The sequence below is a fragment of the Micromonospora sp. NPDC049048 genome (assembly GCF_043197615.1).
Classification (GTDB): Bacteria; Actinomycetota; Actinomycetes; order Mycobacteriales; family Micromonosporaceae; genus Micromonospora.
Window position 1 is genome coordinate 1,059,812 of record NZ_JBICTM010000001.1, and the last position, 24,369, is coordinate 1,084,180.

21 protein-coding genes are annotated in these 24,369 nt (G+C 73.7%); 11 read left to right on the top strand and 10 right to left on the bottom strand.

Translation table 11 applies throughout. From position 1 onward, the window contains the following. Window positions 1–39: 39 nt before the first annotated feature. Complete coding sequence (locus tag ACGFIG_RS05000) at window positions 40–861, bottom strand: SURF1 family protein (protein ID WP_392999232.1); 822 nt, start codon at window positions 859–861, stop codon at window positions 40–42. 249 nt (window positions 862–1,110) lie between these two features. On the opposite strand from ACGFIG_RS05000, the gene ACGFIG_RS05005 reads away from it, so the two are divergent. After that, on the top strand, window positions 1,111–2,493 hold the full coding sequence (locus ACGFIG_RS05005; protein WP_392999234.1) for a cobyrinate a,c-diamide synthase: 1,383 nt from the start codon (window positions 1,111–1,113) through the stop codon (window positions 2,491–2,493). Beyond that, window positions 2,490–3,059, top strand: a complete 570-nt coding sequence (locus ACGFIG_RS05010) for a GNAT family N-acetyltransferase (RefSeq protein ID WP_392999236.1) — start codon at window positions 2,490–2,492, stop codon at window positions 3,057–3,059. Before ACGFIG_RS05005 ends, ACGFIG_RS05010 begins: the two co-directional genes overlap by 4 nt. Before the next feature lie 70 nt (window positions 3,060–3,129). Here the strand turns inward: ACGFIG_RS05010 and ACGFIG_RS05015 are convergent, their stop codons facing one another. Further along, window positions 3,130–5,262, bottom strand: coding sequence for a transglycosylase domain-containing protein (locus ACGFIG_RS05015; RefSeq protein WP_392999238.1), 2,133 nt, complete (start codon window positions 5,260–5,262; stop codon window positions 3,130–3,132). Window positions 5,263–5,383: 121 nt separating this feature from the next. Here ACGFIG_RS05015 and cobC point away from each other — a divergent pair, with 121 nt between their 5' ends. The 3 genes from cobC to cobA all read left to right on the top strand — a co-directional run bounded on the left by cobC (window position 5,384) and on the right by cobA (window position 9,034). Further along, window positions 5,384–6,571: an Rv2231c family pyridoxal phosphate-dependent protein CobC gene (cobC, locus tag ACGFIG_RS05020; RefSeq protein WP_392999240.1), complete on the top strand. Its 1,188-nt coding sequence runs from the start codon at window positions 5,384–5,386 to the stop codon at window positions 6,569–6,571. After that, window positions 6,571–7,686: a nicotinate-nucleotide--dimethylbenzimidazole phosphoribosyltransferase gene (gene cobT / locus ACGFIG_RS05025; protein WP_392999466.1), complete on the top strand. Its 1,116-nt coding sequence runs from the start codon at window positions 6,571–6,573 to the stop codon at window positions 7,684–7,686. Before cobC ends, cobT begins: the two co-directional genes overlap by 1 nt. Before the next feature lie 70 nt (window positions 7,687–7,756). Further along, complete coding sequence (gene cobA / locus ACGFIG_RS05030; protein WP_392999242.1) at window positions 7,757–9,034, top strand: uroporphyrinogen-III C-methyltransferase; 1,278 nt, start codon at window positions 7,757–7,759, stop codon at window positions 9,032–9,034. A 146-nt stretch (window positions 9,035–9,180) separates the two neighbouring features. Here the strand turns inward: cobA and otsB are convergent, their stop codons facing one another. Next, window positions 9,181–11,742: a trehalose-phosphatase gene (otsB, locus tag ACGFIG_RS05035; RefSeq protein ID WP_392999468.1), complete on the bottom strand. Its 2,562-nt coding sequence runs from the start codon at window positions 11,740–11,742 to the stop codon at window positions 9,181–9,183. A 38-nt stretch (window positions 11,743–11,780) separates the two neighbouring features. Further along, the gene (locus tag ACGFIG_RS05040) at window positions 11,781–13,181 is read right to left on the bottom strand and encodes a trehalose-6-phosphate synthase (RefSeq protein WP_392999244.1); all 1,401 of its coding nucleotides are present in this window, start codon (window positions 13,179–13,181) and stop codon (window positions 11,781–11,783) included. Between the two features lie 329 nt (window positions 13,182–13,510). On the opposite strand from ACGFIG_RS05040, the gene ettA reads away from it, so the two are divergent. From ettA to ACGFIG_RS05060, 4 genes are all read left to right on the top strand, one after another. Further along, window positions 13,511–15,187, top strand: a complete 1,677-nt coding sequence (gene ettA, locus ACGFIG_RS05045) for an energy-dependent translational throttle protein EttA (protein WP_392999246.1) — start codon at window positions 13,511–13,513, stop codon at window positions 15,185–15,187. A gap of 19 nt (window positions 15,188–15,206) precedes the next feature. After that, window positions 15,207–15,653: an acyl-CoA thioesterase gene (locus ACGFIG_RS05050; RefSeq protein WP_392999248.1), complete on the top strand. Its 447-nt coding sequence runs from the start codon at window positions 15,207–15,209 to the stop codon at window positions 15,651–15,653. After that, window positions 15,650–16,354 carry a hypothetical protein gene (locus ACGFIG_RS05055; RefSeq protein ID WP_392999250.1) on the top strand — a complete coding sequence of 235 codons (705 nt, stop codon included), beginning with the start codon at window positions 15,650–15,652 and terminating at the stop codon, window positions 16,352–16,354. The genes ACGFIG_RS05050 and ACGFIG_RS05055 overlap by 4 nt, the downstream gene beginning before the upstream one ends. 149 nt (window positions 16,355–16,503) lie before the next feature. Continuing rightward, a complete protein-coding gene (locus ACGFIG_RS05060) occupies window positions 16,504–17,091 on the top strand; it encodes a YbjN domain-containing protein (RefSeq protein ID WP_392999252.1) in 588 nt (195 codons plus the stop codon). A gap of 153 nt (window positions 17,092–17,244) precedes the next feature. Here ACGFIG_RS05060 and ACGFIG_RS05065 read toward each other — a convergent pair whose 3' ends face one another. The 3 genes from ACGFIG_RS05065 to ACGFIG_RS05075 form a co-directional block, all read right to left on the bottom strand. Beyond that, window positions 17,245–17,634, bottom strand: coding sequence for a globin (locus ACGFIG_RS05065; protein WP_392999470.1), 390 nt, complete (start codon window positions 17,632–17,634; stop codon window positions 17,245–17,247). A 97-nt stretch (window positions 17,635–17,731) separates the two neighbouring features. Then, window positions 17,732–19,144: an MFS transporter gene (locus ACGFIG_RS05070; protein WP_392999254.1), complete on the bottom strand. Its 1,413-nt coding sequence runs from the start codon at window positions 19,142–19,144 to the stop codon at window positions 17,732–17,734. A 229-nt stretch (window positions 19,145–19,373) separates the two neighbouring features. Further along, the gene (locus ACGFIG_RS05075) at window positions 19,374–20,423 is read right to left on the bottom strand and encodes a mechanosensitive ion channel family protein (RefSeq protein WP_392999255.1); all 1,050 of its coding nucleotides are present in this window, start codon (window positions 20,421–20,423) and stop codon (window positions 19,374–19,376) included. 296 nt (window positions 20,424–20,719) lie between these two features. On the opposite strand from ACGFIG_RS05075, the gene ACGFIG_RS05080 reads away from it, so the two are divergent. Further along, window positions 20,720–21,253 (top strand): HNH endonuclease, encoded by a 534-nt coding sequence (locus ACGFIG_RS05080; protein ID WP_334609954.1) that lies wholly within the window; start codon window positions 20,720–20,722, stop codon window positions 21,251–21,253. A 68-nt stretch (window positions 21,254–21,321) separates the two neighbouring features. On the opposite strand, the gene ACGFIG_RS05085 is transcribed toward ACGFIG_RS05080, so the two are convergent. The 3 genes from ACGFIG_RS05085 to ACGFIG_RS05095 form a co-directional block, all read right to left on the bottom strand. Further along, complete coding sequence (locus ACGFIG_RS05085) at window positions 21,322–22,173, bottom strand: class F sortase (RefSeq protein WP_392999257.1); 852 nt, start codon at window positions 22,171–22,173, stop codon at window positions 21,322–21,324. 12 nt (window positions 22,174–22,185) lie between these two features. Further along, complete coding sequence (locus tag ACGFIG_RS05090; RefSeq protein WP_392999259.1) at window positions 22,186–22,707, bottom strand: hypothetical protein; 522 nt, start codon at window positions 22,705–22,707, stop codon at window positions 22,186–22,188. A gap of 115 nt (window positions 22,708–22,822) precedes the next feature. After that, window positions 22,823–23,278 carry an Lrp/AsnC family transcriptional regulator gene (locus tag ACGFIG_RS05095; protein WP_363899516.1) on the bottom strand — a complete coding sequence of 152 codons (456 nt, stop codon included), beginning with the start codon at window positions 23,276–23,278 and terminating at the stop codon, window positions 22,823–22,825. Window positions 23,279–23,459: 181 nt separating this feature from the next. On the opposite strand from ACGFIG_RS05095, the gene ACGFIG_RS05100 reads away from it, so the two are divergent. Continuing rightward, window positions 23,460–24,359 carry a tryptophan 2,3-dioxygenase gene (locus ACGFIG_RS05100; RefSeq protein ID WP_392999261.1) on the top strand — a complete coding sequence of 300 codons (900 nt, stop codon included), beginning with the start codon at window positions 23,460–23,462 and terminating at the stop codon, window positions 24,357–24,359. Window positions 24,360–24,369 lie beyond the last annotated feature (10 nt).

Here is a 24,369-nt window from a genome sequence, read left to right on the forward strand (position 1 = left end):
CGGTCGGGCGGGGCCTGCCGACGGCGGTTCGCGGGACGGTCAGGCGGCGCCCTGTGGCGCGGGCTCGGCGGCCCGGTCGACGGGCTGCTTCGGCCCCACCCCCGCCAGCCGGCGGGCCTCCCGGCGGGCCACCCAGCCGTAGCCGAAGAGGGTCATCGCCGCGAAGATCCACCACTGCACGACGTAGCCGAAGTTCTGCCAGTTGTTGGTGTATCCGACCGGCACGTCCTTGAAGACCGGGTCGGCCGCCGGGGTCTGCTCGTCCAACAGCAGGTACGCCCCGTGCACCGGATACGGCAGCTCGCTCGCCAGCCGGGGCACGCCGATCCGCCGGGTCTCCAGCTTGCCGTCCCGCCGGGTCACGGCGACGGAGCCGCTCTCGCTCAGGTGTACCCGCCCCGTCACGGTGACCTCGCCGGGTGGGGCGGGCGGCACGTCGGGCTGGACGGTCGCGTCGCCGCCCCGGGCCGGCGGGATCCAACCCCGGTCCACCAGCACGGCCGTGCCGTCGGCCAGCACGAGCGGAGTGACCACCTCGAAGCCGACCGTGCGGTCAACCGAGCGTCCCCGGACCAGGACCACGTTCGCCGGGTCGTAGCGGCCGGTCACGGTGACCCTGGTCCAGGCCTTCTCGGCGGCGGGGGCGGGGCCCGCCGTGCCGCTGCCGCCGCCCGGGGCGGGCAGCACGTCCCGCAGCGGCACCGGGTCCATCCGCAGGCCGGCGTCGATCCGCTCGTTGATCTCCGTGCGGCCGTGGTAGCGGTCCAGCTGCCAGTTGCCGAGCATCACCATCACCGCCGCGGCGACCAGGGTCAGCGCGAAGATGCCCAGCCAGCGCGGCGTCAGCAGGAACCGGTACACGCCACGAGGCTACCCCTGTGACGGGAGGCACTCGCTGCGACAGCCCCCTTCCGCGCCCGGACGCGGTGCCGACGCGCCCACCGGGCGGTGTCCCGGTCCGCCGGCCGGGCCGCAGGCTGGTGGCCCCGACACCGCCCGCTCGGGCCGCTCGGCGGCGGCCACCCGTCGGCCCGTTGGGCTATCGTCACGCGGGCGGACCGCGCGCTCGGCCCGCCGCAGGTCCCCCCGCCGCCCCGCAGGGAGTCGATGATGACCGTCGTGCCGCGCCTGGTGCTCAGCGCGCCGTCCTCCGGCCACGGCAAGAACGCGGTGGCGATCGGGCTGCTCGCCGCGTTCGCCGGGCGGGGCGTCGACGTCGCCGGATTCAAGGTCGGAGCCGACCGCGTGGACACCGCGTACCTCGGGCTGGCCGCCGGTCGCCCCGGCAGGAACCTCGATCCCCGGCTGGTCGGCGCCGACCGGATCGCCCCGCTGTTCGGCCACGGCGCGGCCGGGGCCGGGCTCGCCGTGGTGCAGGGCAGCATGGGCCTGTACGACAGCCTCACCGGCCGCCCCGAGAGCGAGTCGACGGCCGCCGTGGCCATCGGGCTGCGCAGCCCGGTCGTGCTGGTGGTCGACGTCGCCGCGACGGGGCAGTCGGTGGCCGCCCTGGTGCACGGCTTCCGGTCGTACGACGAGCAGCTCTGGCTCGGCGGCGTGATCCTCAACCGGGTGGCGTCCGCCCGGCACGAGGAACTGCTCCGCGAGGCGCTCGACGACATCGGCGTGCCGGTCTACGGCGCGCTGCGCCGGCAGGACCTGCCGTCCGTGCTGCCCCCGCGCCGGTACGGGGCGGTGCCCGCGCTCGCCGGCACCGACGAGGCCACCCGCGCGGTCCGCCGGCTCGGCGAGGCGGTCGCCGCCACCGTCGAGCTGGACCGGCTGCTGGGCCTGGCCCGTTCCGTCCCACCGTTGCCCGCCCCGCCCTGGGTGCCGGAGGCCGGGCGGGAGATCACCGGGCCGCGTCCCGTCGTCGCGGTCGCCGGGGCGCCGGGCGGCAGCTACAGCCACGCCGAGACCGTCGAGCTGCTCCGGGCGGCCGGCGCGGAGGTGGTGACGGTCGACCCGCTGCACGACGAGGCGCTGCCCGCCGGCACCGGTGGGCTGGTCGTCGGCGGCGCACTGCCCGAGTCGTACGCCGGGCAGCTTTCCGCCAACCGCCGGCTCTGCATCGCGGTCGCCGAGCTGGCCCGCACCGGGCGGCCCGTCGTCGCCGAGGGGACGGGGCTGCTCTGGCTGGCCCGGGAGCTGGACGGGCTGCCGATGTGCGGCGTCCTCGACGCGGTGGGGACGCGCCGCGAGGGCCTGGTGGTGGGCTACCGGGAGGCGACCGCGCTCACGGGCAGCCTCGTGGGGCCGGCGGGCACGGTGGTGGCCGGGCACAAGGAGCACCACGGCGTGCTGACCCCGCGCGCCGGGGCCCGGCCGGCGTGGAGCTGGGAGGGCGGGGCGCCCGAGGGCTTCGTCTGGCGGGGCGTGCACGCCTCGCAGCTGACCCTGCACTGGGCGGCGTACCCGCAGCTGGCGGCCCGCCTCGTGGACGCGGCGGCGGCCGATCCCGCGACCGTCCGGCCCGACGGGGTGCCCGCATGATCGGTCAGGTGGCGGTCCGTCGCTTCCCGGCGCTGACGGTCTCCACGCCCCGCACCGAGGTACGCGCGCTGACCGGGGCCGACGCGGCGGCGGCCGACGAGGTCTTCGGCGACCGGCAGACCCAGCGGTGGCTGCCGCTGGCCGACCGCTCCGGTCAGATCGACGGGCTCGCCTGGTGCACCGACCTGGCCCGGCAGCGGCGCGACAGCGGCGACGGCGACCACTACGCGGTGGTACGCCGGGAGGACGACCGGGTGGTGGGCTGCCTGTGGACCCGGCGCACCGACTGGGGCGCCCGGTGCACCGAGGTCTCGTACGCGATGGCGGCGCACGCCCGGGGGTTCGGCCTGGCGGTCGAGGCGGTGGACGCGCTCGCCATCGCGCTGATCCTCGAACACGGCTTCCAGCGCGTCGAGCTGCGGGTCGCCCCCGGCAACCTGGCCTCCCGTCGGGTCGCCGAGAAGGCCGGCTTCAGCTACGAGGGGCTGCTGCGCAACGCCGGCTTCGTCCGGGGCGGCCGGGTGGACCTGGAGGTCTGGTCCCTCGTCCACGCCGACCTGCGCTGACGCCGTCCGCCATCCGGCCCTGACCACCCGCGGCCGACGAGGGCTGCCGTCCGACCCGGCACGGCCGGGGTCAGCCGACGATGCGGTCCGAGGGCGGGGTGAACTGGCGGGTGGGCTGGCCCTTGAGGGCGTCGCGCAGGGTCTCCGCCACCGCGCTGATCGGGATCTGTGACTGGCCGTCGCCGACGGCGTTGAACGGGTTGTCCGGGTCGGAGATGAAGCTCGCCGCCGCCAGCTCCGGGGTGTAGCCGACGAACCAGGCGGACCGGGTGCTGTCGGTGGTGCCCGTCTTGCCCGCGACCGGGCGGCCGACGGTGCCCCGCACGCTGTCCGCGGTCGACCAGCCGCCGCAGCCGCCACGGGCCGGGGTGTCGCCGGTCGGGCAGCGCGCGGCGTCGGTGGCGGCGCGGGCGGCGTCGGCGTTCACCACCTGTCGGCAGCGGGGCTTGGCGACCTCGCGTTCGATCCCGGAGGCGGTCTTCCAGGTGGTCGGCCTGCCGTCCCGGTCGTAGATCGCCTGCACCGGGATCGCCTCGCAGTAGCGGCCGTCCGCGGCGATGGCGGCGTACGCGTTGGCCATCTCCAGCGGTGTGGCGTCGGAGACGCCGAGGGTGAACGCGCCCCACTTGTTCGCCTTCGCCGGGGAGGCGTGCTCCCGGTCGACGTCGGTACGCCAGCGCAGCCCGAGCTGCTCGGCGAGGCGGACCGCCTTGTCCGCGCCGATCTGCTCCTCCAGCCACACGAAGTACGTGTTCACGGACTTGCCGAAGCCGGACCACATGGTCTGGTTGCCGCTCATCGCGCCGCTGGCGTTGGACGGCGACCAGCCGTCGTAGACCTCGGAGCGGTACCGGTACGGGGCGTTGAACGAGGTGGACAGGGGCAGGCCCGCGTTCAGGGCGGCCAGCATCGGGAACATCTTGAACGTCGAGCCGGCCTGGTAGCCGGGCAGGTCGCCGCCGCCGAGCAGGGGCGCCACGGTGTTCGGGTAGTTCGCCTTGACGTTCGGGCCGGCCTCGGGGTTGGAGCTCTGCCCGTTCTCGCTCAGGTCCAGCGAGTACGTCCGGTTGACCGCCATCGCCTTGACCCGCCCGGTGCCCGGCTCGGAGACCACGATGCCGTTGGCGAACGGGCTGCCGGTGCTCTCCTTGCTGCCGACGTTCCTCTCCGCCGCCTCCTGGATCTTCGGGTCCAGGCTCAGCACGATCCGGTAGCCGCCCCGGCGCAGCTTGTCCATCCGCTCCAGCCGGTTCTCGCCGAACGCGGGCTGCGCGCTCCACCAGTTCTTCAGGTAGTCGCAGGCGAAGCCCCAGCTGTTCCACTTCTCCGGCACCGAGGCGCAGTCGTTCGGCGGGTAGCTCAGCTTCAGCCGGATCGGCTCGGTCTTCACCTGCGCGACGGCGTCCGGCGAGAGGTAGCCGAGCTGGGCCATCCGGTCCAGCACGTAGTTGCGCCGGCCGGTGGCGTCCTTCTGGTCGGAACTCGCCGGGTCGTACTCGGAGGGGGACTTGACCAGGCCGGCGAGGGTGGCCGCCTCGACGGGGCTGAGGTCCTTGGGGGCCTTGGAGAAGAAGATCTCGCTGGCCGCGTAGATGCCGTACGCGCGGTGCCCGAAGTACGCGGAGTTGAGGTAGCGCTCCAGGATCTGGTCCTTGCTCAGCTCCTTCTCCAGGTCCATCGCCATCCGCATCTCCTTGACCTTGCGCAGGCTGGTCTGCTGGGTGGCCTCCTGCACCTCCTTCGGTGTCCGCGCGCTGTCCCGCAGCGCCATCCGCACGTACTGCATGGTGAGGGTCGAGGCGCCCTGGGAGACGCCGCTGGAGCGGGCGTTCGCCACGAAGGCGCGGGCGACGCCCTTCGGGTCGACGCCCCGGTGCTGGTAGAAGCGGTTGTCCTCGGCGGCGACGATGGCCTGCTGCATGTTCGGCGAGATGTCGGCCAGCTTCGTGTACTGCCGGTACTCCTCGTAGAACATCGTCAGCACCGTCTTGCCGTCCGGCGCGTAGACGTACGACGTCTCGGCCGGCAGCGCGGTGGTGAGGATCTTGGTCTTGTGTTCCATGGCGTGCGCCGTGACCTTGGCGCCGAGACCGGTGGCGGCGGCCACCGGGTACGCCACGGCGGCGACCACGATTCCGGCGATCAGTCCGGCGCGGAGGAGAGGAACGAGACGACCAGCGGCAGCAAGGGGTCGGTTGCTCACACGCTCAAGTTATGACATTTCCGATTCGTACCTGAGAAATATTCATAAACGCCCGTGTGGTGATGCGGCCCACGCCGGGATCGGCTGTCCCGGGCGCGACCTTCCCGGCAGGATCGCGGACATGCGTGGTCAGCCGACCCAGACCCTTCCCGACGCCGAAGCCGACGCCGAGGCGGGATCCGACCCCGGATCCGAAGCGGTAGCCGAAGCCGAAGCCGAGGCCGCGGCCGAAGCCGAGGCGGGAGCCGACTCCGGACCCGGGCTCGGGCCCGACCTCGGCCACCACGGTGACGCCGAGGTGGGGCCGGGACTGGTCGACCTCGCGGTCAACGTGCGGCGCGACCCGATGCCGGACTGGCTGGCCGATCCGATCACGGCCGCGCTCGGCGACCTCGCCGCGTACCCCGATCCGGGGCCGGCGCGGGCCGCCGTCGCGGCCCGGCACGGCCGCCCGCCGGCCGAGGTGCTGCTGACCGCCGGCGCGGCCGAGGGATTCGTGCTGCTCGCCCGGGCGCTGACCGGCGTACGCCGACCGGTGGTGGTGCACCCGCAGTTCACCGAGCCCGAGGCGGCGCTGCGGGCCGCCGGGCACCAGGTGGAGCGGGTGCTGCTCGACGCGGACGACGACTTCCGGCTCGACCCGGCCCGGGTGCCCGCCGACGCCGACCTCGTGATGATCGGCAACCCGACCAACCCGACGTCGGTGCTGCACCCCGCCGCCGACCTGGCCGCCCTGGCCCGACCGGGCCGGGTGCTGGTGGTCGACGAGGCGTTCGCCGACACCACCGCGACCCCCGGCGTGACCGGCGAACCGGAGTCGCTGGCCGCCCGGCGGGACCTGCCCGGCCTGCTGGTGGTCCGCAGCCTCACCAAGACCTGGGGGCTGGCCGGCCTGCGGATCGGCTACCTGCTCGGCGAGCCCGCGCTGCTGGAGCGGCTGGCCGCCGCACAGCCGCTCTGGGCCGTCTCGACCCCGGCCCTGGCCGCCGCGTCGGCCTGCGCCACGCCCGTCGCGGTCGAGGCCGAGCGCGCCATCGCCGCCCGGCTCGCCGCCGACCGCGACCACCTGGTCGCCCGCCTGTCCGCCCTGCCCGGCGTACGCGTCGCCGGCCGCCCCGCCAGCGCGTTCGTGCTGGTGCGGCTGCCCGGGGCCGCCGACGTGCGGCTCGCCCTGCGGCGGCGCGGCTGGGCGGTGCGCCGGGGCGACACGTTCCCCGGTCTCGGCCCGGACTGGCTGCGCGTCGCCGTGCGTGACCCGGCCACCACCGACGCGTTCACCGAGGTACTGGCGGAGATCCTGGAGGCATGATGCTGGAGACCACGATCGCGGCGATCCGACCGCCGGACGAGTCGGCGATGGCCGCCGCCCGCGAGTTGCAGGGGCGGCTCACCAAGCCCGCCGGCTCGCTCGGTGCCCTGGAGGAACTCTCCGTACGCCTCGCCGGCCTGGCCGGGCACTGCCCGCCGCCGCTGCCCGAGCCGGCCGCCGTCGCGATCTTCGCCGGTGACCACGGCGTGCACGCCCAGGGGGTGACGCCCTGGCCGCAGGAGGTCACCGCGCAGATGATCGGCAACTTCCTGGCCGGCGGCGCGGTGGTCAACGCGTTCGCCCGGCAGGCCGGTGCCTCGGTCACCGTGGTCGACGTCGGCGTGGCCACCCCGCTCCCGGTCGCCGATGCTCCGGCCGCCGTCGGACCGGCGGGCACGGAGGCCGCCGGCGCCCCGGCCACCGGCGCGGCGCCCCGGCTGGTGGCGGCGAACGTCCGCCCCGGCACCCGGGACCTGGCGGTGACCGCCGCGCTGACCCGCGACGAGGCCCGTGCGGCCGTCGAGACCGGCATCCGGGTGGCCGACGAACTGGTCGACGCCGGTGCGGGCATCCTGCTCACCGGCGACATGGGCATCGGCAACACCACCCCGGCCGCCGCCCTGATCGCCGCGTTCACCGGCTTCGACCCGGCGCAGACGACCGGCCGGGGCACCGGGGTCGACGACCCGACGTACGCCCGCAAGGTGGCCGTCGTGCGGGCCGCGCTGCGCCGGCACGCCCCCGACCCCGCCGATCCGCTGGGCGTGCTGGCGGCCGTCGGCGGCCTGGAGCACGCCGCGCTGGCCGGGCTGGTCCTGGGCGCCGCCGCCCGCCGGACGCCGGTGCTGCTGGACGGGGTGATCGCGGTCTCCGCGGCGCTCGCCGCGGCGGCCCTCGCGCCGCACGCCGTGGCCGCCATGGTGGCCGGGCACCGCTCCGCCGAGCCGGGCGCCACCGTCGCGCTGCGCCGGCTGGGCCTGGAGCCGCTGATCGACCTCGGGCTGCGCCTGGGCGAGGGCACCGGCGCGCTGCTCGCGCTGCCGGTGGTCACCGGGGCGGTCCGGGTGCTGCACGAGGTCGCCACCTTCGACTCGGCGGGGGTGGCGGAGAAGTGAGTGGACCAACCCGCCGGCCCGGTGACGCGGCGGCGCGGACCGCTGCCGGGACGCGGCGCGGGGTGGCGGCGTGAGTGGCAACCCGTACCCGCTCGGCCTGCGGCTCGCCGGCCGACGGGTGGTCGTGGTGGGCGGGGGAGCGGTGGCCACCCGGCGGGTACCGGCCCTGCTCGACGCCGGCGCGCAGGTCCTCCTCGTCGCGCCGGAGCTGACCCCCGCGCTGCGCGCGCACGCCGACGCCGGACGGCTGCACTGGGCGCCGCGCCGGTTCGCCCCCGACGATCTGGACGGCGCGTGGCTGGTCCAGGTCGCGGTCGACGACCCGGTCGCCGCCGCGTCGGTCAGCGCCGCCGCCGCCGAGCGCCGCATCTTCTGCGTACGCGCCGACGACCGCGCCGCCGCCACCGCCTGGACGCCGGCGGTGACCCGGCACGGGCCGGTGACCGTGGCGGTGCTCGGCGGGGGCGACCCGCGCCGGGCGATGGCCGTCCGCGACGCGGTCCGCGCCCTGCTGGACGTCAGGAAGGGCATGCCCGCGGCAGGGGAAGGGACCCCTCCTTCCCCGAAGGGCGGGCGGGTCGCGCTGGTGGGGGCCGGGCCGGGCGACCCGGAACTGATCACCGTCAAGGGCTGGCGGCTGCTCACCGAGGCGGACGTGGTGGTGGCCGACCGGCTCGTGCCCGGCCTGCTCCTCGACGAGCTGCGCGCCGACGTCGAGCTCGTGGACGCCTCCAAGATCCCGTACGGTCCGTCCCGCGCGCAGGAGGAGATCAACCGGATCCTCGTGGACCGGGCCCTGGCGGGGAGGTTCGTGGTCCGGCTCAAGGGCGGCGACCCGTACGTCTTCGGCCGGGGCGGCGAGGAACTGCTGGCCTGCGCGGCGGCGGGCGTGCCGGTGACCGTGGTGCCCGGCGTGACCAGCTCGATCGCGGCTCCGGCCGTGGCGGGCATCCCGGTCACCCACCGGGGGGTGGCCCACGAGTTCACGGTCGTCTCCGGGCACGTCGCGCCCGACTCGCCGGCCTCCCTGGTCCGCTGGGACGCGCTGGCCGGGCTGCGCGGCACGCTGGTCGTGCTGATGGGGCTGAAGAACCTCGCGGCGATCACCGCGACGCTGCTCGCGCACGGCAAGCCGGGCGAGACGCCGGCCGCCGTGGTGCAGGAGGCGACGACCGGGGCGCAGCGGGTGCTGCGCTCCACGCTCGGCGCGGTGGCCGCCGACGTGGTCGCCGCCGGGCTGCGCCCGCCCGCGGTGGTGGTGCTGGGGGACGTGGTCGACGCTCTCGCCGACGGGGCTGGGCTTGAGGGATTTCCGGGGAGCCCGCTCGCTCCGGGCGGTCAGGCTTGATCCCTCCGCGAGCGGGCTCCCCGGAAATCCCCGGTGGGCGTTGCCCGTAAGGCGGCTCGGATTCGACCGGGCTGGTCTGGCCTCGGCGGACGAACGACGGCGGCCGGAGACTGGGGAGTCTCCAGCCGCCGCTCTCGCTGGTCAGGTCACTGCTTGAGCATGTTGTCCAGCAGCAGGGCGCAGCGGATCAGACCCAGGTGGCTGTAGGCCTGCGGGTGGTTGCCCAGCCCGCGCTCGGCCAGCGGGTCGTACTGCTCGGGCAGCAGGCCGGTCGGGCCGGCGGTGTCCACCATCTGCGAGAACAGCTCCTCGGCGTCGGTACGCCGCCCGGTGCGCAGGTACGCCTCGATGAGCCACGCCGTGCAGATGTGGAAGCCGCCCTCGCGCCCGGGCAGGCCGTCGTCCCAGTGGTAGCGGTAGACGACCGGGCCGCTGCGCAGGTCCGCCTCGATCCGTAGCACCGTGGAGAGGAAGCGCGGGTCGTCGCCGGGGAGCAGGCCGGACAGCCCGATCCACAGCGACGAGGCGTCCATGTCCTCGTCCCCGTACGCCACGCTGTAGGCCTCGACGGTCTCGTGCCAGCCGTACTCCAGCACGTTGGCGCCGATGCGGTCGCGCAGCTCCACCCACTCCGGCCGGTCCTCGCCGCCGTGCTGGCGTACGACGTGCAGCGCCCGGTCGACGGTCATCCAGCACATCACCTTGGAGAAGATGTGGTGCCGCGGGGGGAGGCGGGCCTCCCAGATGCCGTGGTCGGGCTCGTGCCAGCGGCGGCGGACCGCCTCGACCATGTTGTCGAGCACCCGCCACTCGTCCTCGCGTACGGAGCCGCGGGCGTCGGCCACGGCCGCGATCAGGTCCGCGATGGGGCCGAACACGTCGAGCTGGAGCTGGTGGTTGGCGAGGTTGCCGACCCGGACGGGCCGGGAGCCGGCGTAGCCGGGCAGGGTGTCGATGACCGCCTCGGCGCCCAGCTCGTAGCCGTCCACCGTGTAGAGCGGGTGCAGCCGCTCCGGGTGCCCGCCGGTGCGCTCGATGCACCCGTCGACCCAGCGCAGCAGCGCCTCGGCCTCCTCGATCGAGCCCAGGTCGACCAGCGACCGCGCGGTCATCGCCGCGTCCCGCAGCCAGCAGTAGCGGTAGTCCCAGTTGCGGACGCCGCCCAGCTCCTCCGGCAGCGAGGTGGTCGCGGCGGCCAGGATGGAGCCGGTGGCCTCGTGGCAGAGGCCGCGCAGGGTCAGCGCGCTGCGGACCACCAGGTCGCGGGCGGTGCTGGGCAGCCGCAGGGTGGCGACCCAGTCCTTCCACGGCTGCTCGGCGAGGGCCTGCCGCTCGTGCACCGGCAGCCGGTGGTGTTCCAGGCTGTGCGTGCTGAAGCGCAGCTCCAGGACGACCTGCCCGCCGGCGGCGGAGAGGTCGACGACCGCCTTGGCCGTCTCGTAGCCGCCGTCGTTGGTGACCTGCCACTCGACGCCGGGGGAGTAGAGCGCGACCGGTTCGTTGGAGCCGAGCACCAGCAGGCCGTCGCCGACGGGCTGCAACTGCACGGCCACCTGGCCGAACTCGGGCCGGGGCGCGAACTCCAGCCGGGCCCGGCCCGAGCCGGTGAGCACCCGCACCAGGGTCGAGTCGCCGGTCACGACGGCCGGGCCGTCGGGCGTGGTCTCCTTGGCCGGCTTGTCCAGCCAGTCGGTGACGGTCAGCCCCGACCAGCGGGTCTCGACGGTCATCGTGCCGGAGCGGTAGCGCTGGCCGAGCGGGATGCCCCCGCGCTCCGGCGCCACGCTGAAGTGCCCGGCCGGGCTGCCGCCGACCAGGTCGGCGAAGATCGCCGCCGAGTCGGGCTTGGGGTGGCAGAGCCAGGTGACCTTGGCCTCGGGGGTGAGCAGGGCGACCGTGCGCCCGTTGGCCAGCATCGAGTGGCGCTCGATGGGCACCGCCCGCTCGCCGAAGAGCCAGTGCCGGCGGGTCTCCAGCAGCAGGCCGAGGGCGCGGGCGGCCTCGATCGGCTCGGCGACCCGGTAGCCGGCCTTGGTGTCGCCGGGACCGATCTTGATGCCGACGTCCGGCCCGTGCAGGTTGCCGAAGGCGTTCTCGTCGGTGACGTCGTCGCCGATGAAGAGCACCGCGCTGGCGGAGAGCTGGGTGCGCAGCTGGTCGACGGCCGTGCCCTTGTGCGTGGCGACGACCGACAGCTCGATGACCTCCTTGCCCTGGGTGACCGTGACGCCGTCCCAGGTGGCGGGGCCGCTGCGGACCGCCTCGACGGCCGCCGCCGCGACCTCGGGGGCGACCCCGCGGGTGTGCACCGCGACGCTCGCCGGCTTGCGCTCCAGCCGGATGCCCGGGTGGGCCGAGGCGATCTCGCGCAGGGTGTCGCGCAGCCGGGTGCGTACCGCGATCAGTTCGGGAGAGAGCCGCTCGACGAAGCCGATGTCGAACTCGGAGCCGTGGCTGCCGACCAGGTGGACCTCGCTGGGCAGCCGGGAGAGCGCGGCGAGGTCGCGCAGGGCCCGTCCGGAGACCACCGCCACGGTGGTCTGGGGCAGGGCGGCCAGGGCGCGTACGGCCGCCACCGACTCCGGCAGCGGCACGGCCTTGCTCGGGTCCTCGACGATCGGCGCCAGGGTGCCGTCGTAGTCGCAGGCGATCAGGAGCTGCGGTACCCGGGCGATGCGGCCGATGGCGGCGCGCAGCTCCGGGTCCATGGTGCCGGCCGCCGGGGTGACGATCTCGCTGGCGGCGTTCACTCGACCTCCGCTTGAGGCACACCGAGTTCGGTGAGGAAGGACTTCGCCCAGTGCCCCACGTCGTGGGTGCGTAGATGGCGCTGCATTGTCCGCATTCTGCGGCGGGCCTCCGGCTTCTCGACGTGCACGGCCCTCAGCAGGGCGTCCTTGACCGCGTCAGGGTCGTGCGGGTTACACAGGAACGCCTGGCGCAGCTCGGTGGCGGCGCCGGCGAACTCGCTGAGCACGAGCGCACCGCCCTGGTCGGCGCGCGATGCGACGTACTCCTTTGCTACCAGGTTCATTCCGTCTCGCAGCGGGGTCACCATCATCACGTCGGCGGCGGCGTACATCGCGGCGAGTTCAGTGCGACTGTACGACTGATGCAGATAATGCACCGCCGGCACGCCGACCCTGCCGAATTCGCCATTAATCCGACCAACTTCCCGCTCCACCTTGACGCGAAGCGCCTGGTAGTGCTCCACCCGCTCGCGGCTGGGCGTGGCGACCTGCACCATAACCGCGTCGGGAACTGTCAACTTTCCGTCAGCCAGCAACTCGCGGAAGGCCTTCAGCCGCAACTCGATGCCCTTGGTGTAGTCGAGCCGGTCGACGCCCAGGATGATCGTCTTCGGGTTGCCCAGCTCCTCGCGGATCTCCTTCGCCCGCGCCTGGATCGCCGGATCGGCGGCCAGCCGCTCCATCTCCTTCGTGTCGATGGAGATCGGGAACGCGCCGGCCTTCACCTGGCGGCCGTCGACCTGGATCATCTGCCCCTCGTAGCGCAGCCCCAGCAGGTGCCGGGCCAGCCGGACGAAGTTCTGCGCGGCGAGCCGCTGCTGGAACCCGACCAGGTCGGCGCCGAGCAGGCCGCGCAGGATCTCGGTGCGGAACGGCATCTGCATGAACAGCTCGATGGGCGGGAACGGGATGTGCAGGAAGAAGCCGATCCGCAGGTCGGGCCGCAGCTCGCGCAACATCGCCGGGACGAGCTGGAGCTGGTAGTCCTGCACCCAGACCGTCGCGCCCTCGGCCGCGACCTCCGCCGCGGCCTCCGCGAAGCGGGCGTTGACCAGGCGGTACGCCTCGCGCCAGCGGCGCTTGTAGGCCGGCGTCTCCACCGCGTCGTGGTAGAGCGGCCAGATGGTCGCGTTGGACTGGCCCTCGTAGTAGCGCTCCAGCTCCTCGGCGCTCAACGGCACCGGGTGCAGCCGGATGCCCTCCAGGTCGAAGGGCTCGGGGGCGGCGCCGGTGCCGCCGGCCCAGCCGACCCAGGTGCCCTGGTGCTCGGCGAGGACGGGGTGCAGTGCGGTCACCAGCCCTCCGGGGCTGCGACGCCACTGCCGTCCCTCGGGGGTGCTCACCTCGTCGACCGGTAGCCGGTTCGCCACTACGACAAAGGAGCTGCGGACGGTCACGTTCGGCCACCTCCGGGTGCTGACGGGTCAACCGCGAATGAGCGTACTGAGCGTAGCTGCGGCTTCTGGGGCCCCGTGCCGGAGTCACCTACCCTTCCCACGATGGTCCAACCCCTTACGTGATCTTGTCGATACCCCTGTCGGGAAGCAGGGGTGGCAGGTCGCGTCCGGTGCGTCGGGGCGGGGTGATGTGGGCGCGGCGCCGCGTACCTGTCAGGATTGAGGATGGCGTGCGTGCGGCCGGCCACCGGCCGGCGGCGGCGGGCGGAGATCGCAGCCCGCGCCCGCGCCCGCCGACCCAGCCGCAACCTACGGAGGTAGCCCGCACCGTGGCCCAGTACATCTACGTCCTGGAAAAGGCGCGCAAGGCGCACGGCGACAAGGTCGTGCTCGACAACGTGACGCTGAGCTTCCTGCCGGGGGCCAAGATCGGTGTGGTCGGCCCGAACGGCGCCGGCAAGTCCAGCCTCCTCAAGATCATGGCAGGCCTGGACCGGCCGAGCAACGGCGAGGCCCGGCTGATGCCCGGCTACACCGTCGGCCTGCTCGCCCAGGAGCCGCCGCTCAACGATGCCAAGACCGTGCTCGGCAACGTCGAGGAGGCGGTCGCCGAGACCAAGGCCAAGCTGGAGCGGTTCAACAAGATCGCCGAGCAGATGGCCACCGACTACTCCGACGAGCTGATGGAGGAGATGGGCAAGCTCCAGGAGGAGCTGGACCACGCCGACGCGTGGGACATCGACTCCAAGCTCGAACTGGCGATGGACGCGCTGCGCTGCCCGCCGCCGGACGCCGACGTCACCCAGCTCTCCGGCGGTGAGCGCCGCCGGGTGGCGCTGTGCAAGCTGCTGCTGGAGGCCCCCGACCTGCTGCTGCTCGACGAGCCCACCAACCACCTGGACGCGGAGAGCGTCTCCTGGCTGGAGCAGCACCTGGCCAAGTACGCCGGCACCGTCATGGCGATCACCCACGACCGGTACTTCCTCGACAACGTGGCCGGCTGGATCCTGGAGCTGGACCGCGGCCGGGCCGTCGGCTACGAGGGCAACTACTCCACCTACCTGGAGAAGAAGGCCGCCCGGCTGGCCGTCGAGGGCCGCCGCGACGCCAAGATGAAGAAGCGCCTCACCGAGGAACTGGAGTGGGTCCGCTCCAACGCCAAGGCGCGGCAGACCAAGTCCAAGGCCCGCCTCGACCGCTACGAGGAGATGGCCACCGAGGCGGAGAAGACCCGCAAGCTGGACTTCGAGGAGATCCAGATCCCGCCGGGCCCGCGCCTGGGCAACACGGTCATCGAGGCGCACAACCTGACCAAGGGCTTCGGCGACCGGGTGCTGATCGACAACCTGTCCTTCTCGCTGCCGCGCAACGGCATCGTCGGCATCATCGGCCCGAACGGCGTCGGCAAGACCACCCTGTTCAAGACCATCGTCGGGCTGGAGCAGCCGACGAGCGGCGAGGTCAAGGTCGGCGAGACCGTCTCGCTGTCGTACGTCGACCAGAACCGGCAGGGCCTGGCCGGGGACAAGACGGTCTGGGAGGTCGTCTCCGACGGGCTGGACCACCTGATGGTCGGCAAGGTCGAGATGCCGTCGCGGGCGTACATCGCGGCGTTCGGGTTCAAGGGCCCGGACCAGCAGAAGCCGACCAAGGTGCTCTCCGGCGGCGAGCGCAACCGGCTCAACCTCGCGCTGACGCTGAAGATCGGCGGCAACGTGATCCTGCTCGACGAGCCCACCAACGACCTGGACGTGGAGACGCTCTCCAGCCTGGAGAACGCGCTGCTGGAGTTCCCCGGCTGCGCCGTGGTCATCTCCCACGACCGGATGTTCCTGGACCGGGTCGCCACGCACATCCTGGCCTGGGAGGGCGACGACGAGAACCCGGCGAAGTGGTTCTGGTTCGAGGGCAACTTCGAGGCGTACGAGAAGAACAAGGTCGACCGGCTCGGCGCGGAGGCGGCCCGCCCGCACCGGGTGACCTACCGCAAGCTGACCCGCGACTAGCAGCGGGACGCTGCCGATCATGAGTGATCGTTTCGTCTACCACTGCACCCTGCGGTGGTCCGACCTGGACGCGTACGGCCACGTCAACAACTCGCGCTTCCTCACCCTCTACGAGGAGGCGCGGGTGGCGTTGATGTTCGCCGGCGGCCGGGCGTGGGGGGTGGGCTCGTTCGCCGACGGGGTCGTGATCAGCCGGCACGAGATCGACTACCTGCGCCCGGTCGAGTACGCCCTCGGCCGGGCCACGGCGGAGGCCGCTCCCACGGTGCGCATCGAGCTGTGGGTGGAGGAGATCCGGGGCGCCTCCTTCACGGTCGCCTACGAGCTCTTCGACGGCGACGTCCTGGCCAGCCGCGCCCGTTCGGTGCTGGTGCCGTTCGACCTGACCCGGCAGCGGCCCCGGCGGATCACCCCGGAGGAGCGGACGTTCCTGCTGACGTACGCGCCGCAGGGGCCGGCGGCGTGACGACCGACGGGCCGGTCCCCCCGGCACGGGCCGCCGGCGGGCACGGGATAGCCGACGCGGCCGACGCGGGGGCCTTCCTGGCCCGCCTCGTGCGACTGGACCCCGGCGCGCCGGTCCGACTCCGGTCGACCGGCGCGAGGGGCCGTACGGCCCTCTGGGGGCGCCTGCCGTGGGGCGTGCTGGTCGTCCGCACGGTGGCCGGCGACGGCCCGGGCGACGCCACGGTGTCGGGCGCCGAGTTGCTGACCGAGCTGTCGACGGGTGGGGCGGCACTGCCGACGCGGCGGGACGAGCGCTGGCGGTGGCCGCTGCCGCCCGCGGCCAGTCGCCGGGTGGAGACGCTGCCCGCCGGCGAGCTGCGGCGGGTCGCGGCGGCGGCGGCGGGAGCCCTGCGCGACGCCAGCGCCCACGGTGTCGGTGGGCGCGCGGTCGGGCAGCGGGCGCTGCGTGACGCGCTGCTCGACCACGTGCCGGTGGTGGTCACCCCGGACGACCCGCCCGGCGAGCCGGTGGAGGTGACCCAGCGGATGGTTCAGGGGTTGGTCCGGATGGGCTTCCTGGGGTCCGGTAAGGGGTTCACCGGGACGGACGGCGGGGGCGACGTTCAGGTGCGAACGGTGGGCCGATGGGTCGGTCTGGTGGGACCGTACGGAGCGATCTGGTCGCAGACGGCCACGAATCTCGTCGTGCGGCCTGTCTGAGTTCATCCGTTCGGATGACCCGTGGTCATTCTTCTGTCCTGGTGCTGCCGTTAGGGGGGTGCCTCAACCCGGCTGTCCGGGTACCGTCCATCCTCGGATCCAACGCACCGTAGGCGGCTGGATCCGCTGGGGAGTGAGGTGCGCGAGCGATGCCGTGGTGGTCATGGCGCCCCGGTCCCGCCAACGGCGGCGGCGACCCGGAAAGTCGGAGCGGGGTCACAGTGGAGAGCACCGTCCGGGTCGGACCACCGACCCCCCGTCAACCGGGAGACGACTGCCCACCGCCGGAGCGAGCCGTGATCGCGGACATGCCCGCCACGGTCGAGCCGGTCACCCTGCCCCGCGTCTGCGACGCACTCGACATGCTCGACGTGCGCTACCTGGCCGACGGTGACGGCAACCTGCTGGCCATGTGGGAGCGGCACGCCGTGCTGGTCACCCTGGAGGGGCCGGAGGACGAGATCCTGGTGATGCGCGCCCGTCCACACGCGACGGTGCCGCCGGACTGGGCCGACCGCGCCTACCGGGTGGTCAACGAGTGGAACCACACCCGCCGCTTCTGCAAGGCCTACGTCGGCGACCCGACCGAGCGCGGCCAGCTGCCGATCTACGCGGAGTTGCAGGTGCCGTTCAGCGCCGGCGCGCACGACGCGCTCCTGGTCGAGATGCTCGACTGTGGCGCGGCCGTCGCCACGAGCTTCGTGGACTGGCTGCACGACGAGGGCGCCCTGCTCTGAGCCGCCAGACGCCCGGCGGGCGGCGGACCCGGTCCGACGCGTACCGCCGGGCTCCCGCCCGGCTGTGCCATCAGCGTGAATCTCGGCAACGCGGCCGGCATCCGGCACCGTCCGAAGCGGACCGCCGCTCCCGCCATGCATCCGGTGCCCGGGTCAGGCCGGTCCCGCCGGATCCTCCATCGCGTTGACCATGAAGTAGGCGGCCCGCTCCAGGTAGTCCCAGAGCGCGGTGGCGATCTCCGGCGGCAGGTCGAGCCGGTCGACGGCGCGGCGCATGTGCAGCAGCCACGCGTCCCGCTCGGCGGCGCCGATCCGGTACGGCGCGTGCCGCATCCGCAGCCGGGGGTGCCCCCGCTGCGCCGAGTACGTGTTGGGGCCGCCCCAGTACTGCATGAGGAACAGGGTCAGCCGGTCCGCGGCCGGGCCCAGGTCCTCCTCCGGATACATGGGACGCAGCAGCGGGTCGGCGGCGACACCGGCGTAGAACTCGTCCACGAGCCTGCGGAAGGTGGGCTCGCCGCCGACCGCTTCGAAGAGGGTCATCGACGCCTCGGGACGGTCGGACTCACCTGCGGCATTCACCGTTCCATCCTGCCAGGTGCGGCCCGGAGCGATCGGGGGGTGTCGGCTGTGGGTCGGGTCACCGTGTGCCGCTGCTGTCCCGCCTCGCCGGGGCGACCGCCCAGCGGCCCACCGGCTGGCCCGGGGACTCCTCCCCGACCAGCCCCGGCGCGTCTCCCGTCCCGGCCGCCTCGCCAGACTGCCGCAGGGTGGCCGCGCTCGCCCGCTGCGCGGCGTCGATGGTCGCGTCGATCGTCGACCGGTTCGGCCAGCGCACGGCGGCGAGCGTCATCAGCAGCACCCCGACGGCGCTCCACACCCCCACCACGAGCGGGATGGAGTATCGCTCGGCCAGTAGCCCGGTGATGAGGACGGCCAGGCCCTGGATGACCTGGACGCCGGTCGCCATCACGCCGAAGGCGCGGGCCCGGTAGCCGTCGGGCAGGGCCCGGACGAAGAGCCCGTTGGCCACTGGCAGCATGCCGGCGACGGCGAACCCGCAGGCGGCGGCGAGCAGCGCCACCACCAGTGGTGGCGGGTCGAGCAGGGCCGGCACCAGGGCCAGCGGGGAGAGCACCGCCAGCGGCCGCATCAGGCTCAGCCTGCGGTCCGGCCCGAACGCCCGGCTCACGATCAGGCCGCCGAGGATGAAGCCGACGGGATTCGCCGCCATGATGATGGCCTGGGCGGCACCCGCGTCCAGCCGGCCGGCGTGCTCGCTGGCCCACGCGGCGGCGAGGCCCTCCGGCACCACGGAGAAGAGCATGGCGGCGAAGACCAGCACGGCGATGGCCCGTAGCACCGGGGTGCCGAACACGATCTGGAACCCCTGCGCGGTCTCCCGCAGCAGGTGGCTGCGGTGCGCGGCGGTCATCGCCGTCGGTCGGTCGGCCACGCCGAAGCGGACCAGCGCGGCCGACAGGGCGAAGGTCGCCGCGTTCACCAGGAGCGCGGTGGTCGGGTTGAACGCCGCGATGGCCGCGCCCGCCAGGTAGCCGACGACCTGGGCGGCCTGGCCGACGCTGCTGATCATGGACAGCCCGACCACCAGGCGGTCCCCGGTGAGGATCAGGGGGATCAGCGCCGACTTGGCGGCCTGGCTCGGTGGATTGGCCAGCGTGGTGGCGAAGAGCAGCGCCAGGACCGCCGCGACGGGCATGCCCGGGATGGCGATGCACACCATCAGCAGCATCCGGACGAGGTCGCAGACGACCATGACCTGCCGGTAGCGGTGCCGCTCCGCGAGCGTGGCGAGCAGGGGACCGCCGACGAGCCAGGGCAGGTAGCTCACCGCGAAGGCGGCGGCGGAGAGCGCGACGGACCGGGTCTCCTCGTAGACCAGCAGGGTGACCGCCGCCTTGGCGATGTAGTCGCCGATCCAGGAGAGGGCGCTCGCCGTGAATACGGCGCCGTACTCGCGGTTGACGAACACCTCGCGGAAGGTTGCGGGCCCTTCCGGGGGTGGTCGCTCGTCAGGCACCGTCGCCTCCATCGTTCCCTGGGCGGGCCACTCGTGATGGACGGCCCGGGAACCGTCGTCAGATCTACGGATCAGCGAGGACGTGATCACGCTCCGGGGGAGCGCGTGCACCGGATTTTGCCCGATCGTCCGACGACTGGCTAGGGCGAAGGGGTTGATCGTCGCATCCCCGACTGAACGAACGGACGATACCCGAGGGGCCGCCCGGCTCGCGACCCCCACCGCCCGGCGTCGGGGTGCCTCAGGTGGCGCCGCCCTGCCCGGTCTCGCCGGGAGTGTGCATCGCTATGCCGGGGTAGAGCCGGGCGGCGGCGATCTTCGCGGTGATGCCGGAGTTCTCCAACGCCTCGGCGAGCCGGCGACGCAGTTCCCGGCCGACGGCGAACTGCCCGTCCGCGGTCGTCTTGACCACCGTACGGATGACCGCGCCGTCGACCGTCATCTGCTCGACGCCCAGCACCTCCGGCGCCTCGACGATCTCCGGAGCGAGTTCGGGGTCCATCGCCACCGAGGCGGCGGCGGTCCGTAGCACGGCCGTGGCCTCCTCGGTGCCGGCGAAGCCGATCGGCAGGTCGACCACCACCAGGGCCCAGCCCTGGCTCTTGTTACCCACCCGGACGATCTCGCCGTTGCGGATGTACCAGAGCACGCCCCGCCCGTCGCGGACGGTGGTGACCCGCAGCCCGACCGCCTCCACCACGCCGGTCGCCTCGCCGAGGTCCACGGTGTCGCCCACGCCGTACTGGTCCTCGATCAGCATGAACAGGCCCGCGATCAGGTCCTTGACCAGGCTCTGCGCGCCGAAGCCGAGGGCCACCCCCGCGATGCCGGCGCTGGCCAGCAGCGGGGCCAGGTCGAAGCTGAACTCCTTGAGGATCATCAGCAGCGCGATGCCGAAGATGAACGCGGTGCTCAGGCTGCGCAGCACCGAGCCGATCGCCTCGGCCCGCTGCCTGCGTCGCTCGGGGACGAACTCGCCGGGCTCGACGGCGGCGGTGGGGATCCGCTCGCGCAGCGGGCGCAGCATGGTCGGCACGCCCGCGTCGGTGGTGGTGCGCACCAGCCGGCGGATCGTCCGGTGCACCAGCCACCGGGCGGCGACGGCCAGCAGCAGGATCAGCACGATGCGCAGCGGCTTCAGCAGGATCCAGTAGCTGCCCTCGGCGAACCACACCGATCCGGTCATGTCGTAGACGCTCTTGCACAGGGCGTCGTCCAGGCAGGTCGGCGACGGGGCCGGGTCCGGCGCCTCGACGGCGGGCAGGGCGGGCGTCAGGCTGACATCGGTCACGGTGTCTTCGTACCGCACCCGGCGGGGCGGGATCGCGCCGACCCTCCGCGGCGTGACCCGGCCCGGCACCCTCCCGGACAGGGGCGCCAGCGGGCGCGGGTGAACCGGCCATCCTGACACGTGCCGGAAACGCATCCGGAGGGACCCCGGATTAGTACGTGCAATCCGGGGGCCGATCAGGGACGATGGGCGCACGGACGTCGGTGATCCGGCCGGCGTCGGCCGTGGTGGGTCGCTGTGCCCGTTCCCGGTCGGCGGTGGTGAGTAGGAGCCGCTGAACCGGGAGGGTGAACGCGATGCCTGACATACGACCCACGGTGGGCTCCGGTGCGCTGGTCCTCAATGCCACCTACGAGCCGCTGTGCGTCGTGTCGGTGCGTCGTGCCGCCATTCTCGTGCTCTCCGCCAAGGCGGTCTGCGTCGCCGACGGCGACGGCATCCTGCACAGCGCCCGCGACGCGCTGCCGGTGCCGTCGGTCGTCCGGCTCACCCGCTTCGTACGGGTGCCCTACCGCACGCACGTCGGCCTCTCCCGTCGCGCCATCTTCGCCCGGGACGGCTGGCGGTGCGCCTACTGCCGGGGCCCCGCCGAGACCATCGACCACGTCTTCCCCCGTAGCCGGGGCGGCCGGCACGCCTGGGAGAACGTCGTCGCCGCCTGCGCCCGGTGCAACCACACCAAAGGCGACAAGACGCCGGCCGAGCTGGGCTGGCGGTTGCACGCGCTGCCGGCGGCCCCGAGGGGCACCGCCTGGCGGGTGCTCGGCCACCGCGCGCCGGATCCCCGCTGGGCCGACTGGCTGGACCTGCGCGAGCCCGAGGCCGCCTGACCGTCGCCCCGCCCGCCGACCGCGGTAGGCGGCACGGCCGCCCGGCGACACCGGCGCCCGGCGGCCGGTCAGGCCGTGCGTGCCCGGACCAGGGACGCGAAGACCACCACGTTGTCGGCGTACCCGGTCTCGCCGCCCACCCAGCGCCCGCCGCAGGTGATCAGGCGCAGCCGGGGCCGGCTGAAGTCGCCGAAGACCTCGTCGACCGGCAGTTGGTCCTTGTCGAACCGTTCGACCGAGTCCACCTCGAAGACCGCCACCGAGCGGTCCTGCCGGGCGACCTCGATGCGGTCGCCGTCGCGCAGGTCCCGCAGCTTGTGGAAGACCGCCGGCCCGGTGGTCGTGTCGACGTGCCCGACGATCACCGACGGGCCGTACTGACCCGGGGTCGGCCCCTGGTCGTACCAGCCGGCCTCCTGGGCGCGGGCGGCGTCGGGCACCCCGATGGTGCCGTCCGGGGCGATCCCGACGGCGTGCACGGGCGCCCGGACGTCGATCGGGTCGATGGCGATGCCGACGGGCCGGCTGGCGGGCAGCACCGGGAACTCCTTCGGCGCCGGCCGCAGCGCCGCGAGGAACCGGTCCGGCAGCAGGCTCACACCGGCGATCCGCTCCACGCCGAGCATCGTGATGATCAGCGCCATCAGCGTCCCGATCACCAGGACCGGCAGACCCGGGCCCCGCTCCGAGAACGGCCGGCGGCGGCCGGCCGGAATCCGGCGGTACCGGGGGCGGGCGGACACGGTTCCGGCGGCCGGATCCGTGGTGGCGACGCTCGCCGACACCGCCTCCCCGGCCACCCGTCGCAGCCGGCGGACGGTCGCGGCCGCCGCCCGGCGGGACGCGCGCAGCGCCCGCCGGGTGCCCGCCCGGACCCGGCCCGGATCAGCTCGCCTGGTACGCCTCCGCAAGCGGGCCATGGCGACGGCGGGTCAGGAACCGGTCCCGGTCCGGCGGCGGTTGCCGAAGAAGCCGAAGCCCACGGCCAGCGCCACCACCGCGAGGCCCCCGACCATCAGCATCGAGCCGGTGCCCGACGCGCCGGCGGTGCCGCCGCCCCCGGTGGCCGGGCCCTTGCTGGGCTGCTCCATGTTCAGCACGGTGAGCGTGGTCGTCGCGGTCCTGCCGTTGTCGCAGCGCAGGTTCACCGGGTAGTCGCCGGGCGCCTTGCTGCCCGGGATGGTGACCTGACCGGTCAGGAAGCCGTTGTCCGGCCGCAGGATCACGCGCCCGAAGGCGTCGGAGTGCACGTCGGCCTGGCGGTCGTTGGCGTTGTCGCAACTGGCCCGGATACTGACCCGGGTGCCGGCCTGCGCGCTGTTGGGCACCACCTCGACGAAGGTGTTCTCGCCCGCCCACCCGGGCGCGACGGTCGCCAGGACGAACGCCCCGACCAGCGCCAATACGGTCAGAACCCTGGTCAGGGCACGTTGGAACGCTGTGAGTACCGGCATGATCCCCCCTTCCGGTGACGATCACCGGAATCCTCCCCGGGCAACAGTGGCCTGCTTTCCCGCTGGCCGGGGGGCAAACCCGGGGGCCGGTCAGCGGGACCGGTCGGCGGGGGCGTCAGCGGGGCCGGTCGGCCGGGGGCAACGGGGTGACGGGCTGCCACTGGAGCGGGGTGGAGAGCACCATCGTGCTGGACGGCTGGCCGTACGGGGCGAGCCGGTCGATGACCGCCTCGAAGTCGTCGATCGACCCGGCGGCCACCTTGAGCATGCTGCACGCGTCGCCGGTGATGCGGTGGATCTCCAGGATCTCCGGCCAGCCCGCCACGTCCGGGTCGTGCAGGATGCACCGCGACCCGTAACAGGACATCCGGATCAGCGCGACCACGGTGCGGCCGGCCCGGGTCAGGTCGACGTGGGCGTGGTAGCCGGTGATCACCCCCGACTCCTCCAGCCGGCGTACCCGCTCGGCCACGGCCGGCGGCGACAGGTGCACCCGGCGGGAGAGTTCGCTGAAGGAGAGGCGCGCGTCGGCCTGCAGTTCCCGCAGCAGCGCCCAGTCCATGTCGTCCATGCGGCGACCTTACCTCCGTAAACCCGAATCCGACTCATGCCTTCCGCGTCGCAGGTCAGAGGGGGTGTGTGCCGTTGATCCGGCATTCCAATCGGGGGTTCCGCCGAGAGACCATGTCGGTCATCCCCAAAACGGCCGACCGTCGGCCGTCCGGGTGACGCAGAACAGAGGGAGGCCACCGGTGGAGCAGACGGAGCTGCGGGTACCCGCCAAGGCGGCGGTGCGCCCGGCGACCCCGCGGCAGCGCGCCGCCCGCGCCGCCCGCAACGGCGGTGAACCGACGCTGGAGTTCACCGAGCGGGTGCCGTACGACGCGTACGTGCAGGCCAGCACGCTGCACCGGTTGCAGCAGCCACTGAGCGACGACCCCGGCGAGATGTCCTTCCTGGTGGTCAGCCAGATCATGGAGCTGTACTTCGGGCTGACCTGCCACGAGCTGCGCGAGGCGCAGCGGCTGCTGCGGGCCGACCGGGTGTGGGACGCGCTGGCCCCGCTGCGCCGCGCCGCGCTGCACCTGGAGGGGCTGAACGCGGCCTGGAAGGGGCTGCGCTGGATGACGCCGGCCGACTTCAACCGGTTCCGCAACCTGCTGGGCGAGGGCTCCGGCTTCCAGTCGGCCATGTACCGGCACCTGGAGTTCCTGCTCGGCCTCCGCGACGAGGCGCTGATCCGCCCGTTCCGCAGGCAGACCGAGGTCTACGCCGAGCTGCGCGCCACCCTGGCGGCCCCGAGCCTCTGGGACGACGTGCTCGCCCTGCTGGCCCGGCACGGCCACGACCTGCCGGCTGACCTGCTGGACCGGGAGTTCGCCGCCGAGCACCAGCCGCACGCCGCCGTGGAGGCGGCCTGGGTGCGGATCTACGCCGAGCCCGGGCCGGAGAACCACCTGCGGATGCTGGGCGAGGCGTTGACCGAGGTCGCCGAGCAGTTCGGCGACTGGCGGCAGCACCACGTCAAGGCGGTGCAGCGCACAATGGGCGCCAAGGTCGGCAGCGGCGGCTCCGCCGGACTGGCGTGGCTGCAACGCAGCATGGCCCGGGTGGTCTTCCCCGAGCTGTGGTCGGCCCGGACAGCGATGTGACCCGAGAGCG

Bases quoted from the DNA above. Each gene is read 5' to 3' on its own strand.
- ACGFIG_RS05005 (WP_392999234.1), top strand. From the start codon at position 1,111: ATGACCGTCGTGCCGCGCCTGGTGCTCAGCGCGCCGTCCTCCGGCCAC.
- ACGFIG_RS05010 (WP_392999236.1), top strand. From the start codon at position 2,490: ATGATCGGTCAGGTGGCGGTCCGTCGCTTCCCGGCGCTGACGGTCTCC.
- cobC (WP_392999240.1), top strand. From the start codon at position 5,384: ATGCGTGGTCAGCCGACCCAGACCCTTCCCGACGCCGAAGCCGACGCC.
- cobT (WP_392999466.1), top strand. From the start codon at position 6,571: ATGCTGGAGACCACGATCGCGGCGATCCGACCGCCGGACGAGTCGGCG.
- otsB (WP_392999468.1), bottom strand. From the start codon at position 11,742: ATGGACCCGGAGCTGCGCGCCGCCATCGGCCGCATCGCCCGGGTACCG.
- ACGFIG_RS05050 (WP_392999248.1), top strand. From the start codon at position 15,207: ATGAGTGATCGTTTCGTCTACCACTGCACCCTGCGGTGGTCCGACCTG.
- ACGFIG_RS05060 (WP_392999252.1), top strand. From the start codon at position 16,504: ATGCCGTGGTGGTCATGGCGCCCCGGTCCCGCCAACGGCGGCGGCGAC.
- ACGFIG_RS05065 (WP_392999470.1), bottom strand. From the start codon at position 17,634: ATGACCCTCTTCGAAGCGGTCGGCGGCGAGCCCACCTTCCGCAGGCTC.
- ACGFIG_RS05070 (WP_392999254.1), bottom strand. From the start codon at position 19,144: ATGGAGGCGACGGTGCCTGACGAGCGACCACCCCCGGAAGGGCCCGCA.
- ACGFIG_RS05080 (WP_334609954.1), top strand. From the start codon at position 20,720: ATGCCTGACATACGACCCACGGTGGGCTCCGGTGCGCTGGTCCTCAAT.
- ACGFIG_RS05085 (WP_392999257.1), bottom strand. From the start codon at position 22,173: ATGGCCCGCTTGCGGAGGCGTACCAGGCGAGCTGATCCGGGCCGGGTC.
- ACGFIG_RS05090 (WP_392999259.1), bottom strand. From the start codon at position 22,707: ATGCCGGTACTCACAGCGTTCCAACGTGCCCTGACCAGGGTTCTGACC.
- ACGFIG_RS05095 (WP_363899516.1), bottom strand. From the start codon at position 23,278: ATGGACGACATGGACTGGGCGCTGCTGCGGGAACTGCAGGCCGACGCG.